The sequence below is a fragment of the Marinomonas sargassi genome, assembly GCF_025716875.1.
GTDB classification, from domain to species: Bacteria; Pseudomonadota; Gammaproteobacteria; order Pseudomonadales; family Marinomonadaceae; genus Marinomonas; species Marinomonas sargassi.
In genome coordinates, this window is record NZ_JAOVZB010000003.1 from 357,559 (window position 1) to 376,028 (window position 18,470).

Annotated in this window: 14 protein-coding genes and 1 other RNA gene; 4 read left to right on the top strand and 11 right to left on the bottom strand. The window is 41.3% G+C overall.

Features of this window, described 5'->3' with window-relative positions:
- From OFY17_RS08570 to ffs, 9 genes are all read right to left on the bottom strand, one after another.
- The gene (locus tag OFY17_RS08570) at positions 1–921 is read right to left on the bottom strand and encodes a viperin family antiviral radical SAM protein (RefSeq protein ID WP_263530311.1); all 921 of its coding nucleotides are present in this window, start codon (positions 919–921) and stop codon (positions 1–3) included.
- A gap of 126 nt (positions 922–1,047) precedes the next feature.
- Positions 1,048–1,716 carry a hypothetical protein gene (locus OFY17_RS08575; protein ID WP_263530312.1) on the bottom strand — a complete coding sequence of 223 codons (669 nt, stop codon included), beginning with the start codon at positions 1,714–1,716 and terminating at the stop codon, positions 1,048–1,050.
- Complete coding sequence (locus OFY17_RS08580; RefSeq protein WP_263530313.1) at positions 1,706–2,083, bottom strand: hypothetical protein; 378 nt, start codon at positions 2,081–2,083, stop codon at positions 1,706–1,708. Before OFY17_RS08580 ends, OFY17_RS08575 begins: the two co-directional genes overlap by 11 nt.
- 15 nt (positions 2,084–2,098) lie before the next feature.
- A complete protein-coding gene (locus OFY17_RS08585) occupies positions 2,099–2,683 on the bottom strand; it encodes a hypothetical protein (protein WP_263530314.1) in 585 nt (194 codons plus the stop codon).
- A gap of 41 nt (positions 2,684–2,724) precedes the next feature.
- Positions 2,725–3,660 (bottom strand): hypothetical protein, encoded by a 936-nt coding sequence (locus tag OFY17_RS08590; RefSeq protein ID WP_263530315.1) that lies wholly within the window; start codon positions 3,658–3,660, stop codon positions 2,725–2,727.
- Positions 3,661–3,729: 69 nt separating this feature from the next.
- Positions 3,730–5,196, bottom strand: coding sequence for a restriction endonuclease subunit S (locus OFY17_RS08595; RefSeq protein WP_263530316.1), 1,467 nt, complete (start codon positions 5,194–5,196; stop codon positions 3,730–3,732).
- Entirely contained in the window at positions 5,193–6,782 is a 1,590-nt protein-coding gene (locus OFY17_RS08600) for a type I restriction-modification system subunit M (RefSeq protein ID WP_263530317.1), read from the bottom strand. Before OFY17_RS08600 ends, OFY17_RS08595 begins: the two co-directional genes overlap by 4 nt.
- A gap of 94 nt (positions 6,783–6,876) precedes the next feature.
- On the bottom strand, positions 6,877–10,422 hold the full coding sequence (gene hsdR, locus OFY17_RS08605) for a type I restriction-modification system endonuclease (RefSeq protein ID WP_263530318.1): 3,546 nt from the start codon (positions 10,420–10,422) through the stop codon (positions 6,877–6,879).
- A gap of 223 nt (positions 10,423–10,645) precedes the next feature.
- Positions 10,646–10,742: signal recognition particle sRNA small type (ffs, locus tag OFY17_RS08610), an RNA gene on the bottom strand.
- A 195-nt stretch (positions 10,743–10,937) separates the two neighbouring features.
- Here ffs and OFY17_RS08615 point away from each other — a divergent pair.
- From OFY17_RS08615 to OFY17_RS08630, 4 genes are all read left to right on the top strand, one after another.
- Positions 10,938–11,801 (top strand): 6-carboxytetrahydropterin synthase, encoded by an 864-nt coding sequence (locus tag OFY17_RS08615; protein WP_263530319.1) that lies wholly within the window; start codon positions 10,938–10,940, stop codon positions 11,799–11,801.
- Positions 11,798–12,202 carry a phosphoribosyl-AMP cyclohydrolase gene (gene hisI, locus OFY17_RS08620; protein ID WP_263530320.1) on the top strand — a complete coding sequence of 135 codons (405 nt, stop codon included), beginning with the start codon at positions 11,798–11,800 and terminating at the stop codon, positions 12,200–12,202. Before OFY17_RS08615 ends, hisI begins: the two co-directional genes overlap by 4 nt.
- Before the next feature lie 281 nt (positions 12,203–12,483).
- A complete protein-coding gene (locus OFY17_RS08625; protein ID WP_263530321.1) occupies positions 12,484–14,151 on the top strand; it encodes a methyl-accepting chemotaxis protein in 1,668 nt (555 codons plus the stop codon).
- Positions 14,152–14,298: 147 nt separating this feature from the next.
- The gene (locus OFY17_RS08630) at positions 14,299–15,069 is read left to right on the top strand and encodes a class II glutamine amidotransferase (protein ID WP_263530322.1); all 771 of its coding nucleotides are present in this window, start codon (positions 14,299–14,301) and stop codon (positions 15,067–15,069) included.
- A gap of 59 nt (positions 15,070–15,128) precedes the next feature.
- Here the strand turns inward: OFY17_RS08630 and OFY17_RS08635 are convergent, their stop codons facing one another.
- Positions 15,129–16,076: an isopenicillin N synthase family dioxygenase gene (locus OFY17_RS08635; RefSeq protein WP_263530323.1), complete on the bottom strand. Its 948-nt coding sequence runs from the start codon at positions 16,074–16,076 to the stop codon at positions 15,129–15,131.
- A 12-nt stretch (positions 16,077–16,088) separates the two neighbouring features.
- The gene (locus OFY17_RS08640) at positions 16,089–18,398 is read right to left on the bottom strand and encodes an ATP-dependent helicase (RefSeq protein ID WP_263530324.1); all 2,310 of its coding nucleotides are present in this window, start codon (positions 18,396–18,398) and stop codon (positions 16,089–16,091) included.
- Between the last annotated feature and the right edge of the window lie 72 nt (positions 18,399–18,470).

The following is an 18,470-nucleotide window of genomic DNA, read 5'->3' on the forward strand; positions in this document are numbered from 1 at the left end:
CTACACCTCGGTAACGGGAATAAGCTGATAGCGTTGTTGGAAACCAGACACATCAAAAGGAATCTGTGATAAGGCTTCATCTACACCAACTTGCAAAATAGAATCGCTCAATAAATAGCCAGAACCTGCTTCAGAGTTTTGATAAAAGCGTCCTTCTGGGTTGACCATCAAATAGGTGTGCGTCATGGCATTATTGTCTTCTTCAACAATAATGTTAGCTAATGCTTGATGACGATTAACATAAGAAAAATATTCAGCTTGAGAGATGGCTAGATCATGATTATGGACAGGAAGAACCTTAAGCAACTTCCATTTATCAGGGTGAATTTGAGTCATCAGCGGCAACAGGCTGTCGTCTTTATTTACCGAATTCACCACAGTATTCAACTTCAACACGCCAGTTGGGTTTAAAGCTCGATAACGAGAGCACATTGCCAATAATTTGTCCGATGAAATCCAACGATTTGCACGATCTACACGACCAATTTTTTTAGCAACATCATAATCAGCCGAATCGTAACTAATACCTAAAACATCCAAAGACGGGCCTATGTCGTCTAGGATCGCATCCGATAAATAATGCCCATTGGTAATCAGTGATGTTCTAAAACCCAATTGATTTGCGAATTTCACAGCTGCAATAAAATGTTTGCCAAGCATCATAGGTTCGCCGCCAGCAAAGTTAAGGCGCACGTTTTCATAACCCATTTTGGCTTTGAGTGAATTGTCTGACAGAAAATAAGACGCTAGATTTTCAAGAAGGGACTCTACTTTATCAGATGATCGATGAAGTTCATTGTTGAATTCAAGATCGTCCCAAGTGGCATAACAGTAAGTGCAACTATAATTGCATTTTTCCGTCATGTGGAAGTTAATGACTAAGTCTGGCTTGCGCTGTGTAGCCGTAGTAAGTAATTTCATAATTGAATCTCCGTTTTTGTTGCCAACGGGATGTTGTCAACAAAACCTAGATTCAACTTGTGCACTGCACAACAAAGTGCTTTTTAAAATTAATTTCGCTTTTTTTCGGTTTCTCTTTTCAGGCGCTTAAAGTGTTCGCATGAAATCTAAAAGGACGTCTACGTCTTCCGCTTCAGTAATCTTCTTTTCAATTTCTGCTTTCAACTCTGCAACACCAGATGCATTCACATCTAGCTGATCTATTAAATCCTTCGCTTCCAGCAAGTCACCATCTAAATATTTCATTAAAATACTGTCCATTGGTTCTAGTATCGCAGCTTGCGCCAACAAAACACGAAGTAACGAAGTATTAGTACCAAGAGTTACCTGAGGCAAGGTTTTGAAAGGGTTCGGCAGACGTTCCGCTCTAAGGTCAAAACTCCCTTCAAGACACGCAATAAAAGCCGAAGCCTCACTACTAGAAAGCGCAATACCCGCCAGTGAGTGCTGGCGAGTAAACATGGCTTTTACCACTTCAGCACAGTTCGCACGCTTTTCGGCTTCAAAGAAAATAGCTTTTACTTCCTTTGAGTCTGCAAAAATAGAGCTCAACAACATGGCGTTAAACAAAGTATCCAGCTCGCTTTCTGGAATGGTGTTGGTATTCTTATGGATATTTAAATCTGCTTTAAAATTCAAAACGCCATTACGAAGAAAGGAATTCGCTTTGGTTCGCAAAGACGGCGTTGTCACCAACACTTGTGAACCAAATAGCATGCGTAAGGCATCTGGAATCGTATAATACTTAGAGTCCACAATACGCTTCCTCTAATAATTCAGAGGTGGATGTTCTGCCCAGCTGATAAGCAGTTAAATTACTGTTAGCAATGGCTGTTGCCATCTCTAAAACATTACGTTCTGAGTATCGACAATAACCAGCTTCTTCTCGATATTGTGCAATCACGCCAAGGCAATAACCTGTCCTAATACCCTCAGCTAAAGAAGTACGCTGGGATGCCAGAAATTTTTTCTCGCCACGAGCATCGTAAATATCGACCACTTCTTGACAGGCACTAATTAAAAAATTACTGCCTGATTTCAAAGGAATATCATTACGGGCAAAAGTATTCACACTTAATGCCATAAACAGAAGAACAGATACAACACGAGTGATTAAAGTCATTCTAAAATCCTTTTATTATTTACTTTCTTTATTGATGGAGTCTGCATGAGTATTTCCCGTACTATCTGTAAAAAAGTCAGCTTGTAGAGGAGCTTCAGACTCGTCATTCGAGACTTTCTTTTTAGATAACCAAGATAACTTAGGTAAAGGCGTAAAGGCATACAAAGCAAGAATATAGAAAATGCTGCTGGCAAAAAACGTAAAATCATCATAAGCCTCAGCATCACTAATCCCGAACTCACCTCTTTGGTAAAGCAAAGTAATTAAATACGACATGTATATAAGGGAGCTGACAGCATTCGCTACAATCGAGACAAGGACATAATGGCGAATTCTCTGCCATACAGATAAACCTTCCATTTTACTGCGGATAAAAAAGCGTATAGAAACTCCAATAAAAATCACGACCACCAGAAGTTCTAAATTATCTAATTCACTAATATTTAATGAATCTTCAAATGGTGTATAGAAAATGAAAAAGGCGCATAAAATAAAAAACAGCAATGTAAACACATACAAACAAGCACGCATGATCCACGATAAAAGGTAACCTAAAGATAGGTCAAATAGACCCAATAAACGCTTTATTGACAACAACATAGATTTTTTCCTTAAAATATTAATAATGAGTCACTTGATTGCTAAAGAAGTGGAATTTTACAAATGGCTTTGATCTCAGGATCAATTTCCAGCTTTATTTTTTCTCCTTTTCGGCTTGCGTTAAAAGGAGAGGGATAATAAGAAAAAGCACAGTTTTCACCATTTTTAGAAATGTAAGCAAAGTAAAATTCTTTTTGAATAAAGTAAGCATCATTCGTGAATAAAACAATATCGCCCCATAAAGCTTTACCTTTTATAGTTACCATTGAGCAAAGGTTAGTGTTTTGAAAATATTCTCTATTAAATTCAGGCTCATTGCATAAAGGCTCTGACTTCAACTTCTCAATACTATTAAACCCGTTTATATAGCCTACATAACTAGGTGCCGCGAAAAAACCAAATAACAGAAGAGCTATTAACTTAAAGCTACTCTGCTGAGCAAAAGCTACAATTAAGCCAATGCCCCCCCAAACAATAATTGACAACCTACTTGAGAGCAGCAACCAGCTAAAAAAATTAGATAAAGACCATTTATGAGGCTCTTTTTCTTTCTGCGAACTATTTTTCCTCTTAAAAAGTGAATAGTAAGAGTGAAAATTTATAACTAATCCCAAAACCAAAAATATAATAGTAAAAAATAAAACATCAAGAATTGATGGTATGCTAGAAATATTAATTACTCTAGATGTAAACTCAATGAGCCCCATAAATGCAAAGTGATAAATTTCTTTTATCTCGTAATTAACATCTATGTTATCTAAGCCAATAGATTCAATCATCCCTTTTTGGTATTCAAACCCATAGACAGCAAGAGCAATTGCAAGAAAAGCACTTATTTTAATCATTAACTCAAAAAACTTGCTTATTATAGATAAGTAGCTACCACTTATTTTTTTATTTTCAAACTCACCTTTGAGCTTTTGACCGTCTTTCTCTGATAGTGTGAAGCTTCCTTTTATTGCTTCATCACTTTTCATATTCTCTTTTCCTTCAGACTGCATTTTTCCCTAAAACTCCTTTTCAACTTAATTCACTATCTGTGTATTTTATGTCTTACTTTTCGCTGTTTTTTTAGCTGACTTCTTAGCTACCTTAGCGAGTGCGTCGGCTTCTTGTTTGGCTTTGGCGATGCGTTCTAGTAGCTTGTCGGCGGGTTCATCATCTGGGTCTTGTGGCACGAGTTCACCACGAAAGGCTTTGGCTAAGATGGATTGAGTGAGTTTATCGACGCGCTGTTGGGCGTTTTTCACTTGCTTTTCAATGGCGTCGGCGAAGGCGAAATATTGGTCAACAAGGCTGACGATTTCGGCTTGTTCTTCGAGTGGTGGAAGGTATAAAGGATATGAAGCTAAGCTTTTAGCAGATAAATTAGGCTGGGCTGAGCCATTATCGTATTCAGTTATTAACTTTTTAGCTACTGGGCTAATTAAAAAATAGTAAATAAACTCACTTAATATATTGTTGTTAGCTCTTAAAATCACTAAAGATGAGGCTATTGCGCCTTCTGAAAAATCAACCTTTGCTGTTTTTCCCATTGTTGCACCACGTAGACAATATACTATGTCCTTAGGCTTAACTTTACCGCTTCCAAGGGATAAATATTTATCCCTTGAAATATAGCTCATTCTGTCTATAGATAGTGTTCCATCAGGGTCAATATGACCAGTATTAATAAATGGGATGCCTGATTCTGTATATTCAGATTTATTAGGGTAGTTTTTTCCTCGATCTCCATTAATTAGATCTACTACAGAACCTAATCTAATAGGGACCCAAGTATTTATACTCCCATGATCTTTAAAAGATTGGCTGATAGTAGGTAACTTTATATTATGCTCTACCTGTAATGGATTAAAGCTTTCTCCTCCTCTCCACTCCTCAGTCAATTTCCCACTAACAGCGGAAGCGAGGACGGATTGGCGGAAGCGTTTTAGGATGTCGGGGATGCTGTCGAGTCGGGCTTTGATGCTGTCGACTTGCGCCAACACTTCATCCAACTTCTCGACGATGCGTTTTTGTTCGGCAAGTGGAGGGGCAGGTAAAGAAAAAGATTCAAGTTTTTTTCTTGTAATTCTTTTACGAGTTGACCCTGATGAATTGCTATAAATCAGATTTCTAACCAGTGGAGAATTAATCCAATATTTCAGCAAAGGGTTTATAAATGCTGAGCTATCTATATTTCTTATTAAGCAAACATCTACAACAGTAACTGCTTTCTGATTAACACCTGGAAATATACATGCTCGCCCTAATGGGTCTGGCATACGAGCAATAAGTAAGTCCCCTTCCTCTAGAAAAGTACAATTCAACCTTTTAGCGGCATCCATTGTCATAAATCTTGAGGATTTATTTTTAAATAAACCGTCCCCAATATCCGCCAACTGAATAAGTCTTACACCTCCATTAGTATCTTGATCTTTTGACTCAATCCAATCTCCATCGGAAATAAAAGATTTCACACTTAATGACTCTTTTAAACTAGTACTTTCCCACCCTTTCGGTAATTCGCTCACGACTTCGCTCCAAATAACTCACCTTGTTCATTGGATTCTTTTTCCTCAAGTTCAAAAGCTTGTTCTAGCAGTTGCTTTTGGGCTTCGGCTTCGTCGTCTGCGCCGAGGGCTTGCATAAGTTGGTAGAGTTCGCCCATGGCTTCGGTGAGTTCCGCCATGGCTTCGCCTGCTAGCACATCTGGCTCTGGCAGGTTTTCGGAGTCGGTGGCTTCTAGGTCTTTGAGCCAACTAATGTCTAAAGAGTCACCTTTTTGCTCGCGAATGTAATCGCGGCTAAAGACACGCCAGCGGGCGGTGTCGTCACCTTCATCGGTAGAAAGTCCGTCGATTTCACCAATTTGCTGGTAAATCCCTTCTGCGCGTGGCGATTGCCCGTTGGCGTCGTCGCCATAAGCAGTGATAAATGCTTCAAAATGCTTGTCGGTTAACATGCGGCGTTTGCCAAAGGTTTGCATATTGGTTCGCATGTCGTACACCCAAGTGCTCTCTGTGCAGTCCCTGTCTTGGTGTGGATTGCTTGGGGTGCCTTTTTGGAAAAACAGCACGTTGGTTTTTACTCCAGCGGCGTAAAAAATGCCTGTCGGCAAACGCAGAATCGTATGCAAGTTGCACTTGTGCATAAGGTCGCGGCGAATGTCCGTGCCTTTGCCACCTTCAAACAAGACATTATCAGGAATCACCACAGCAGCACGGCCACCGGGCTCTAACGTTTCCACAATATGCTGCATAAAGCAGAGCTGTTTATTGCCAGTGGCGTATAAGAAGGTACGCGTAATGTTGGTGCTGGCGGCGCTGCCAAAAGGCGGGTTAGATAATACCAAGTTGGCACTTAGCTTCTCCCCATCGCTGCTTAAGGTGTTACCTAGGCGAATGGCTCCGTCGTCATCGTCTCCCACAATATCGTGTAGCAAACAGTTCATCAGTGCTAAACGGCGAGTTTCTGGAACCAATTCCAAACCAACAAAAGCGCGCTTTACTTGGAAGTCTGCATCATTGTCTGATAATGCATTTAAATCATCTGTATTTGCTTTGATGTATTTGTCGGCTTCGATCAAGAAGCCTGCTGTACCCGCCGCTGGATCTTGAATAATTTCACGCGGTTGTGGTTTCATTAGCTGCACAATGGCACTGATTAATGGGCGAGGTGTAAAATATTGCCCAGCGCCCGACTTTGTTTCGTTGGCGTTTTTCTGTAACAAACCTTCGTACATGTCACCAAAATCATCTCGGCCTTTTTCGTACCAGTCTAGCTTGTCCATTTCCGTAATCAGCTCAGTTAATTGGGCTGGCTGAGTGATGGTCGTGGTGGTATTTAAAAAGATGGCCTGTACGATAGCATGATGGTCGCCGTCTAACTTGTTTAATAGACTTTTATAAAAGCTATGCTGTTCCACACCATTCTTACTGGTTAGGTCTTTCCAACGATACCCTTCTGGCAGTAACTCTTCTTCTTGGCCTGTTTGTTCGCACATTTTCAGGAAGAGTAATGAGGCTAATTCATTTACATAGTTTTGATAAGAGACGCCGCCGTCGCGTAGGTTGTCGCAGAGTTTCCAGAGTTTGGCGACCAGTTCGTTGTTATTCATAACAGTGTCTCTTTTGATTTTTATTTGTTGGTGATGCTTTGATTAATTTGAGCATCATGGTTTGTTAGTTAAATTTGGGCGCTATGATACCGAGCTATGCTCTTTCGTCCCAGATGTACTCGCTGAATTTTTCTAGAATTTCATCTAGCTCGTTGTTGAGGGCTTCTTGTAGCTTGCGCTTACCGCCTTCCCGTTTGTAGTTCCCTATTTTGTAGACGTCATCGTCCAATACCACTTTGTCCTTTATGGAATTGGCAAGGCGATCTAGCCATTTGATCTGTACACTGCTCCAGTCATTTTCACTTTTGATTCTCGCGAGAGCATGATCCACTCGTACACCAAAAGGTTGTAAAACAGGGTTTTTCATACTGGCACGGCGAATGTGGCCAACCAGCTTGGCGGCAATTTCTTGGGTGGTTTTTTTCTTCCATGCGACTTGTAAGGCGGATTCATCAAAGTGCTTGGTATCGAACCATTCTTGCAGTTCTACCAAGCCTTTACGAGTTAAATCTCGTGGACGATTGACCACAGCATCCAATGCGGTGAGTTTATTGGTGTTGTCGTTTACTAGTTGATCAAAGGCTTCGAGAAAATCTTCTGCTTTATTGTAATCTCCGAACAAGGTATCTACGCTGATTACCTCATCAGGCACATCAGAAAAAATCGGTCGATAACGCAGCCTATTGATAGTGCGTTTTAAGTCTTCCACCTGCTCTACTAAGGTAGGGAGTTTTGCAAAGTATTGGGCTGAGACTTTTGGCCCTTCATTTCTCAGAGTTTTGGCGAATTCAAAGAAGCCACATTTAACGACATTTTTTAAACGTTCATCGATTGAGAAAACGGCTCTTTCTACTTCTGGACTACGAACTTGATGGTATTCGGCTTGCACAATAACTCGCTGCAACTTGGAAACCAGCTGTTCGTGGCTGTTTTCGGCAAAGGATTTGTCGTTGGCTTCTATGACTTGATACGTCTCTTCAGTACTAATTTCTTTAACTAGTGTGCTTAGGCTCACATTTGGGCGGACAACCACAGATTGCATGGTATCGACAGGTTGTAGAGTGGAGTATAAATCTACCGCATCAAAAATACGGAAGCTGGTTTTGCCGACCTTTGGACATAATCGAGTGGCGCGACCTTTCATTTGTTCATAGAGAATTCGGCTTCGTACTTTGCGTAAAAACACCAGATTGCAAATACTCGGCACATCTATACCTGTGGTTAGTAGATCCACAGTGACAACAATATTGGGAATTCGTGGTTCTTTTTCAAATTTAATTATGAGTTCTTGAACCTTGTTGGCGTCTTTGTCTGAATTGCCAGTAATCTTCATGATGGCGTCGTGGGGAAGATTAGGATATTGCTCTTTAAACGCAGCTTTCAATTCATCCACCACTGTATCGGCGTGGTTGTTATTGACACAAAATATTAGGGTTTTCTGTTCGCTGGTTGGGTCTAGGTATTTGGTTAACTCGCCACAGATGGCTTTGGTGAAATTAGGCAAGATGATTTGTCGATTAAAATGATCGACTTCAAAATTTTGTTCATCTTCTAACGTGTCTAATTCTACATCACCTGTCACATTCAAACGTTCAACTTGTTCGCCTTCGGCAATGCAGACACCTTGGGTATTAAGCTTGGTGTTGATTTTGATAGGCGGTTCGTAATCGTTCAAGTAACCATCAATGACGGCGGTTCGATAGGAGTAGGTATAAATTGGACGGCCAAATATTTCAGATGTGTGCGAGGCTGGTGTGGCGGTCAGTGCCAGTTTAAAAGCATCAAAGTGGTCAATGACTCGACGATAGGCAGAGATATAATCTTTTTCGTCACGAAAAGCCTGTTCACCTTCGGTTTGCTCTTTGTCTAGTATATAGCCACGGTGAGCTTCATCTATAATGATGGCGTCATAAGTACCAACGCCTATAAAGTTATCACCCTGTAACACTCGCTTTACTAACGATTGCACTGTGGAGATGTGAACTTTGGTACTGTCTTCTGGGAAGCGTTCTGTCAGTCCTTGAATGTTGAAAATTTCATTGAAGGTGTAACTTTGAATACGTGTGCTTTCAAAAGAGTTCAGTGCTTGATTACCCAATGAGCGGCGATCTACCAAAAATAACACCCGCTTAAAGCGCTGGGATTGGATCATGCGATACATAATCGCAATGGCGGTACGAGTTTTACCTGTGCCTGTTGCCATAGCCAGTAACGCGCTACGTTTTCCTTCAACAACCGCTTGTTCTACTGCACGCACCGCGTCTTCTTGGAAGTAGCGCAGCCCTAATTCACTCATATCTGGGTTGGCTTTGAACCAGTTATTCAACTTACCTATTTGCTGAGCTAGTTTGTTTCGTAACTCTGTTGGTGTGAACCATTGGGGTAAAGCGTCTGGCTGGTTGGTGTCTAATCGGACATCTCTATACCAAATACCACTTTTGGTTTTTACGGCAGCACTGTAACCGCGGCCATTGGCTGAGAAACAAAACGGTATATGGAAGCCAGTAGCATTGTACTGATTGGTTTTCATCTCACTAACGTATTTAAGAATACTCTCTTGATTGAGCTCGTCATTAGCAGCCAATCGAGTCAATTCTTCTCGGTAAGTGAGCATGTCAAATGTGCGGCTATAACGGTAGGCTTCGTTAAGCTTATCAGCAACATCTTGGTTGTATCGCTTGGCTTCGACAACGCCAACGGGCGTTAAACCGACAAATAACACATAATCGGCAAAGCCTTTTTTTTTGGTTTCGTCAATACCTGTTGGCCACTCTGCAATGGCTATATTACGGCCTATTTGAGGGCGTGTACCATTGCTGTATTTTAAGTGCTGGGTATCTGCTTCCCAATCTGAAAGACGTAGTTGTTCATCGATAAGGTAACGTGTTTCTTGCTCGCTCAAATTAAGCGGTGTTTGAGTCGCTTGACTGCGTGCTTGGGAATGATATTTCTTGAGCTCTGGTTCACTTAGTTTTGCTAGCTCAACATCTTTTTGTTTAAGCAGAGCCTCTAACGCTAAAATTCGAGCCTCACTTTGAGCGACGGTTTCTTTCTCCTTACTTTCGAGCACAGCCAATAGGCCTTCTAGCTGGGTAACTTTAGCTTGCTGCTCATCTAATTCTGCTTGGCTCGAGTACTCTTGTTGTGTGGCCTTTTGATTCGCTTTTAACAACTGCCGTTTTAACTCAGCAATTTCTTGTTCCGCATTTTTGCTAGATTCTTTGTCTATGGGTAATTTAAATAAAGGCGCTACAAAGTCTTTATCTTTACTTATTAAGCGGTAATACCAAACGGCGAGTCTAAAAGATAAACGAAGGCACATTTCAGCATCATTTATATCATCATGATATTTATGAACGGCGTCATTACCCAAACTACGTAGCTTATGAAATACATTTAAAATGGTTTCATCAATTGAAGTACGTTTTTCTATTTCTTGGAGCAGTTTAAATTGAGTGTCTTGCGGTTCAATATTCAGTAGTTTACCGAGGTGCTTAGCGACATATTCGCCTGCTATTCGCAGCTTCATTAACGCTGTGTTGGCATCATCTGGATAATTTTTTTCGGAGGTATGGAGAATCGTAAATAAAAAGTCGTCCGTCCCTTTGAGGAAAACAAAATTAGACTGAATTGAAGGCACTCGCAGACATCCTTTATCCGTTACGATTAGATTTTAGTGTACCTTGTATAAATACAGATGAAAAATCTATATGCAGTAGATAATTGATATATAGGAAATAAACAAACCAAATAAGGTTTTATTGATAGGTTATAAAGCGAGAATATATTAAAACTATAAATTTGAAGTAGAGAAATGTTTATCTAATAGTATAAAAAATAACTGGAGGGAATTAAGGTGGCATCTCCACCAGCCGCACCTCGGCACACAAGTCCACCGCTGTGGCTGCTTCCTTCCGGACCTGACCAGATTAACGGTTTATTGTTGCGAGGGGACCAGCAGAGACACCATAAAGGAGGTCTGTGACCTTGGGCGCTGATTATACGCAGGCTTTTTGAAATATCAACAGGCTTGTTTTAAATACTTTTTCTGGGTTAATCGCTTCTTTTTGATAATCGTTATTAGTACCCGATCTTGTCTTACGGTAAGATACGCGCCGAAGCATTATTTGAAACTCTGTAACTGAGGAATGGGCGTTGAAGCTATTTGTAAAAAACCTAACCCATGTGGACTTTTCCTACTTTGATAGTCAACGTGGACTACTAGGTGAAAGCTGGCAAACGGACATCGTATTAACGGGCAAGTTAAACGATGAAAGCATGATTTGTGATTTTAGTATTGTGAAAAAACAAATTAAGAGATGGTTAGATGACAACATCGACCATATGCTGGCGATTCCGGCTCAACATGCCAATAGCAAACTGTCTAACTTGGAAGGCGATCGCGTTTCTTTTCGCTTTTTACACGACGATGGTCGACGTTTTCAGTGTGATGCGCCTAAACAAGCCATTTGCGCCCTACCCATGGAAGAAGTATCTATTGAAGCGACTCAAAGCTGGGTAGAGTCACAAATTCTTAATCTACTTCCTGCAGAATTGGAAGCTGTTCAAATACGCTTTACTCCTGAAAGCATTGAAGGCGAACAGTATCAATACAGCCACGGTTTAAAAAAGCACGATGGTAACTGCCAACGTATTGCCCATGGCCACCGTTCCACCATAGAAATCTACTCAAACGGTCAGCGCGATAGTGTCTTAGAAGCCGATTGGGCTAAGCGTTGGGAAGACATTTATTTAGGCACAAATGAAGATTTAAAAAAGGTGTTTGAGGAACAAGGTAAATCTTACCATCACTTCTTTTACACCAGCCAACAAGGGCTTTTTGAGTTAGTGATAGACAGCAACCAAACTTATATGCTGGATTGCGATACGACAGTCGAATCCTTGTCGTCACATATTGCAGAGACATTGGCACAAGAAAACCCTAACACTCACATAGAAGTTCACGCGTTCGAAGGCATTGGCAAGGGCGCGATTTCAGAAAGAAAGGTAGTAGCATGAGTTTAAAAAAATATGAAAATCTAAATATGGGTGAAAAGCTGCCTTTAGATACCGTTTTAGCCAACTTAAAAACCGATGATGCTGGTCTTATTGCGGCGATTGCTCAACAGCATGATACGGGTGAAGTGTTAATGATGGCTTATATGAATGAAAAATCTATCCGCGAAACACTAGAAACCGGACAAGTTTGCTATTGGTCTCGCTCCCGCCAAACATACTGGCGTAAAGGTGAAAGCTCTGGTCACAGACAGACACTAGTTTCTATGTCATTTGATTGCGATGGTGATTGTATTTTGCTGAAGGTGGATCAAAAAGGTGCTGCTTGTCATACTTTCAGAAGAGACTGCTTCTTCTTTACAATAGAAGGCGATGACGTCGTTATCAGTAAAGCGCCTATTTAGAGAACCAAAACGCACCATTACAAGGCATAGTCAAATTGTGGCTTTGCCTTTTTCCTAGAATAAAATAAATTCTTATTTTCCTGCAGCACAAAAAGATCACAAAGCGATCAATTCATATTACTTCTCACCAGATAAAGCCAAAACTTCAGTTTATATATCTATATATTGCATATTTTTCGGTTGATTTTAATAAACCCACTACCAAATGTAATGAAATGTATCTATATTGGCACGTACGTTGCTATTTGTAACTTATTATAAAATTTTATATGGATTGATGAATGAACAACTTATCGGTACGAATCAAAATTCTTTCTTTAATTGCGCTTTTTTCACTGGCTATCGTGGGTGTAAGCGTCAGCTCAGCCTCGTCAAGTAAGTCGACCTACTCAGACCTACAAAGCCTTTTTCACAAAAGTCTAGATTTAGTACATAACCTAGAAAAAAGTCGACAACTTTTACTTCAGCAAACGGTTGAATTCGAAAGAGGCTTCTTTCAAGTGTCTATTGCTAAGTCTTTACAGGGTTACGGTATAGAACAAGTAGCTGAGTCAGAAGAAAAATTCAAAGGTTATACCAGTGAACTTATTAACAGTATTAACAATGTTAAGAGCACACTTGCCTCTCTACCTGAGCATGAAGGTTTAGATGTTCTACTTACACAAATCAATGAGCTAGAGCAGCAACAAGAGGTATTCCTGAAAGCCAGTTTAGATACCTATAGCTGGTGGAAAAAACTCAAAACATTACAAGCCAATAAAGCAAGACGTCTCGCCCTTGCCACCTTAGATACTATCAGCCAACAGATGGAAGAGATTACGCTGGCGATCGATGAATATGATCTAAGTGTTGAGAAAGACCAAGAAGATAATCTTAATCGAAGCATTATGACGAACTATATCGCAGCAACTATTTTGATTGTTGTCGGTATTACCCTAAGCCTCATCATAGTGAATAGCATTTGTGGCCCTCTTGCTAAAGCCGTTCTACGAGCTAGAGAAATTGCATCAGGAGACTTGATGCAGCCTTTAAGCGATAGCCAGCGTAAAGATGAAGTAGGCATGCTTGAAGTCGCTATGGATAAGCTTGTTTTACAATTAAGAGACATCCTAAAAGATGTGACTGAATCCAGTAATTCACTAACCAGTTCGGCAGTTGAGTTGAACCGAATCACCAACGAATCCTCTCAAATGGTAGATAGCCAGCAAGAAGAAACTAAACTCATTTCTGAGGCCGTTGCTGAGATTCAGGAGAGAGCGGACTATGTTTCAAACTCGACTACGGATGCTAGTAAAGCCGCCCATGATGCAGAGCAAGCGTCGAAGTTAGGTACGCAAGCCATCAATAACACCATTGAAAGTATTGAGAGTCTAGCGGGTGAAATCTCTGACTCAGCTGAAGCTATGCAAGAGCTACAAAACAACACCAATGACATAAACAGCATTTTGGGGGTTATTTTAGGCATTGCAGAGCAAACCAACTTACTAGCACTGAATGCCGCAATTGAAGCTGCGCGTGCTGGTGAACAAGGTCGAGGGTTTGCCGTTGTTGCAGATGAGGTTCGTAATCTGGCACAAAATACTCAAGAAGCAACACAGCAGATCGAAACCATGATTAACTCCCTTCAAAGCGGTGCTGCTAATGCTGTTAAAGCAATGAACAGCAGCCATGAGCGCTCTATGAATACAGTTACTCAAGTAAAAGAAGAGGCAATGTCATTACAAGAGATTAGTCTTTCTGTTTCTAAAATCACCCAAATGAATGATAGCGTTTCTGCTACCACAACTGAGCAAGCCACCTTTACAGCGAATGTTACAAACAATGTTTCTAACATTATGGAAATATCGACTGAAACCACTAAGTCCATCCACGCTATCAGTCAGGCAACAGATCAGTTAACAAATCTAGCAACTCAGTTATCCAAAAAAGTTCGCTATTTCAATGTCTAATAAGACCTGTTAAATTGAGTTTCAGACTTCTTAACATTTGAACTCAAAAGCTAAATAAAAAGGAAGCACACTGCTTCCTTTTTCTTTCTTTGAAGTACGTATTTAAAAACATCTGGGCTCCCCCTTTTTTATTTATAGGAAAAATATATGTGCCGTTGGTTAGCTTACCAAGGAGAGACCGTCTATCTCGAATCAATATTATTTGAACAAGAACATTCCCTTATCCAACAGAGCCTTTGTGCGAGAAAGTCTACTGTAACGGTCAATGCTGACGGCTTTGGCTTAGGCTGGTACGACGAGCGAAAAGAGCCCGGTCTTTACCACGAAATTTTACCTGCGTGGAGTGACTGTAACCTCAAGAACCTTGCCAAACATATTAAAAGCGGCCTGTTCTTTGCCCATGTTCGTTCTTCTACAGGTACGGCAACAAACCGTTCAAACTGCCACCCTTTTGGTTACAAGAATTGGTTGTTTATGCATAACGGGCAAATTGGAGAATACGAATCCATCCGCTGGCAGCTAGACAGGTTAATTCCTGAATACCTTTATAACGAGCGCAGAGGCGCAACAGATTCCGAGGTAATTTTCTTATTGATGATTGCCAACGGCTTAGAAGAAGACCCAGAACAAGCCATTAAGACCACCCTATCTCAAATTTTTAAACTAATGAAAGAAAAGAATATTGAAGAAGCCTTGCGCTTTACGTCTGTACTTTCAGATGGCAATGAGATGATCGCTGTACGTTATTCTAGCGATGAAAGCGCACCAAGCCTGTATTTCAAACAATACGATGACCATATCGTGATTGGCTCTGAGCCGCTTGAGCTGTCTAACAAAGATTGGAATAAAGTCCCTTCTGGACACATTGCGAGAATCAAAAACCACAGTTATTGCGCTATGCCGCTTTTTGATGAGTAGAGACTTTTAAAGGCTTTAATATCTTATATTAAAGCCTTTGGTTGCTAACTCAGCCCACACTATTCTTCTCGGTAAGAATAAGTTGCATCCAAGCGAGCCTTAATCCAGTCCCCACTTAAGATAGGTTGATATTTTGCTGGCTTATCTACGGAAGCACAGCTCGGTACGCAAGCCACCTCTGTTTCATAGTCAGGCTCCACAAAGAAAGGGAAAGAATAACGATGGCTGTCAGACATAGAAGCCCTTACTCTGTGGGCTGTCGATACGTATTCATCATTCGTCCAGTGTTGCATGAGGTCGCCAATATTCACGACTAATGCATTTTCAATTGGCGTGGCATCTACCCATTCATTTTGGCGATTACGGACTTGTAGGCCACCAATTTGATCCTGTAAAAGCAGAGTCACACAGCCATAGTCCGTATGGGCTCCCGCGCCATTGTCATGCTCGATATTCGGTCTTGGTGGATAATGGATCATTCTTAATACTGTGACATGGTTCACAAAGCAACGAGTAAAGAAATCGTCTTTTAAATCTAGTGCTTGAGCCATAGCGGTTAACAACTTCATGGCAATTTCAAAAGCGTCCACATAGTAGTCTTGTAGAACTTCCAGGGTGCGAGGGTCTTTAGGGTTTTGGTTCGGCCCATACATAGACGGGTATTTTCCGGCTAAAGGGTGATCCGAAGGAAAGTCCAAGGCCATATCAAAAGTTTCTTTCCAATCCGCATTGCCTGTCTCATCCAGCTGCTCTTCACCTATGCCACCATAGCCACGATGATTCACACTATTGGTAATATCGATTGCGCTCTTTTCTGCTTGAGGCAGCGCAAAAAAGCGCTTCGCTTCGCGCATTAAAGCCTGCATTTTAGAGGCTGGCATGCCGGTATTCACAAGATAAAAAAAGCCTATTTCTCGACAAGCTTTATCTAATGCTTTTATTTCTTTGCTACGCACAGACTCTGTTTCGTGGGTTAGCTTTTCTAAATCAATCAAAGGAATAGACATGTTATTTCCTTGTTAAGTTCGTGAAGACAATTTAATCAGTTGCGTGTGTTTGGGGTTAAAACGTTTCAACCCAAGATCACCAAAATCGACAAAAATCATGTATTTACCACTTTGCTCCTGCCTGACAACAACGCCTTGGCCAAATTGGTCGTGGCGTACCTTATCACCCGGCTTAAGTTTGCTCTGACTTTCCATCTGATGGCGAAAGGTAAGCTTAGGTGAAGGTTCCACTCGACTCAGATAACGCTGGAACACATCCCCTTTTGCCGTATTAATGGCCTTATCAGAATGCAGATTTGATGCCAGATCAGCATTTTCCCAAGCATCACAAATCTGACTTACCGCGTGGGGTTGGGACTCAAAGACAAACCGAGATAAGGAATGGCTTTTACGAGACTCATTGGGAATATCGCCCTGCTGCATTTGTTTTTTGTCTGCTTTAGATGGAGCCTCAAGAAGCACAAGTTTCTTTTTCGCTCTTGTTATGGCCACATAAAACAAGCGCCTTTCTGATGCCATATCACTGGCAGCTTGCTTATCGATAGCACTTAGATCTTCTTCATAATAAGGGAAGCGCCCTTCTTGTAAACCAGATAAAAGCACCATGTCGAACTCTAGGCCTTTGGACTTATGGATCGTCATGAGGTGTACACCATGACTATCATCTCGCTGGGTTTCATTCAAACTTGATAGCTGCTTTAAAATACTGGCAGCGTCTCCTCCCACACCACGAACATAGCCGATAAAAGCTTCGCAAGTGGCTATTTTTTCTTGGCTTTGAATGTCTTTATTACTGGTGCTTTCAAAATAACGATATATCCCTAGCTTTTCTAGGGTATGCGTCAGACCTTGAGCAGGGTCGCTCGCATAAAGCGTAAGGCTACGAAGCCAATCAGCTCGTTCATACAACTTTTTAGCCCGCCAACCTTCCGAGGCATCGGCTAGAGTTTCAATAATTTGTGGCAACAAATGGGGGGACTGTTTGGCTTGCTGAATAAAGCGCTTACGCTGGTCAATTGACCCACCTAGGCTAGGAACAGTGAGCAGGCATTCAATATCCTCTAATTTGAAGAACATCTTAGGGTTTTCAAGCGCTCCTGCCATGATGGCTAAGTAGGCCATGAGCATACGGATTTGACGGTTCTCTAATAAGGGGGAATCCCCGTGTAGCTGGTAAGGCACACCTTTATGCATAAGCGCCAACTGGACAGGCACCATATCACTGTATAGGCGAGATAAGACGACAGCATCTTGCAGCGCTCCACCTTCATCAAGCCAAACTTTAAGTTCACTGAGTAACGCCCTTCCCGTTTTTTCATAGCGGGCAAAAGACACATGGGTCGACTCTCCCATGCCTAGTACTAGAGCATTCGGGTCATTCTCTGTAATAACACTGGAAGACATTAAGCCAACTGAGTGCCCAAAGCGAAAACTCGTACTCAAAGGATAACAGGCCACAGATGCAAAATCTTGGTCAAATTGGGAAGCCATAATCTCTGGGCTAGCACCGCGCCACTCGTATATGCATTGCTGCACATCGCCTACTATCATCCACTGGCAAGGGGGCAGAAAAAGCTTTTTCAGTAGCTCATACTGACAAGGGTTTATGTCTTGAAACTCATCAATTAATAAATAACGAAAATTGGGTAACAAGGCTCGAACTCGTTCAAGATTCTCATCATCCAAGCCCTTAATTAACTCGAAAGGGTCACTCAATAGATCAGCGAAAAAGCGTATATTATTTCGCTTCCTTAACGCTTCTAACTCTTCATATAACGCAGGGTAGAAATTTCTGTCTTTTGACCAGCTTAAAGACTCAAAAACGTCGCTTGCAGAAAGGTCAGAGGCTTTTACTAGATCAATGAAAAGTAACACTTCTTCTAGCCAATCTTTTTCATCTTGAATGGCTATTTTCTCGCCTTTGCGAATTAAGCGCTGTAAGGCTTCGCGCAGCAACTTTACCAAACTAAAGTCATCGGTTAGTAATTTAGCGGATGGCAACCAAGATTGCTGCTCCAAACGTCGGCAAAACTTCATACCAAAAGCATGGAAAGTCATCACACTAGGTGAACGACGGTGGCCCGATGCTGTAAGTTGGGCGCTCAAACGTTCAGAGAACTCGGTTTGCGCACTTTTATTGAACATAAAGATGCCGATTTCGGAAGGATCGATACCTTGCTCTAGCAAGTATTCCACTCTCGATATGAGCGTAGTGGTTTTACCAGCTCCCGCCACCGCAATGACTTTAGCAGGCGCTGAAAGCTCATGATAAACAACGTCTTGCTGTTCTTTGGTTAACTGTGTTCGGTACGATTTTTTCAAAATGAGACACTAGAATCAAAACAGAATGGAAGCGAAGTAAATGACCTTAAATACTGAGAAATACTTCACTGA

Excerpts from the sequence above, each read along its gene's own strand:
- OFY17_RS08570 (WP_263530311.1), bottom strand. The coding sequence starts at position 921 with ATGAAATTACTTACTACGGCTACACAGCGCAAGCCAGACTTAGTCATT.
- OFY17_RS08580 (WP_263530313.1), bottom strand. The coding sequence starts at position 2,083 with ATGACTTTAATCACTCGTGTTGTATCTGTTCTTCTGTTTATGGCATTA.
- OFY17_RS08585 (WP_263530314.1), bottom strand. The coding sequence starts at position 2,683 with ATGTTGTTGTCAATAAAGCGTTTATTGGGTCTATTTGACCTATCTTTA.
- OFY17_RS08590 (WP_263530315.1), bottom strand. The coding sequence starts at position 3,660 with ATGAAAAGTGATGAAGCAATAAAAGGAAGCTTCACACTATCAGAGAAA.
- OFY17_RS08600 (WP_263530317.1), bottom strand. The coding sequence starts at position 6,782 with ATGAATAACAACGAACTGGTCGCCAAACTCTGGAAACTCTGCGACAAC.
- hisI (WP_263530320.1), top strand. The coding sequence starts at position 11,798 with ATGAGTTTAAAAAAATATGAAAATCTAAATATGGGTGAAAAGCTGCCT.
- OFY17_RS08625 (WP_263530321.1), top strand. The coding sequence starts at position 12,484 with ATGAACAACTTATCGGTACGAATCAAAATTCTTTCTTTAATTGCGCTT.
- OFY17_RS08630 (WP_263530322.1), top strand. The coding sequence starts at position 14,299 with ATGTGCCGTTGGTTAGCTTACCAAGGAGAGACCGTCTATCTCGAATCA.
- OFY17_RS08635 (WP_263530323.1), bottom strand. The coding sequence starts at position 16,076 with ATGTCTATTCCTTTGATTGATTTAGAAAAGCTAACCCACGAAACAGAG.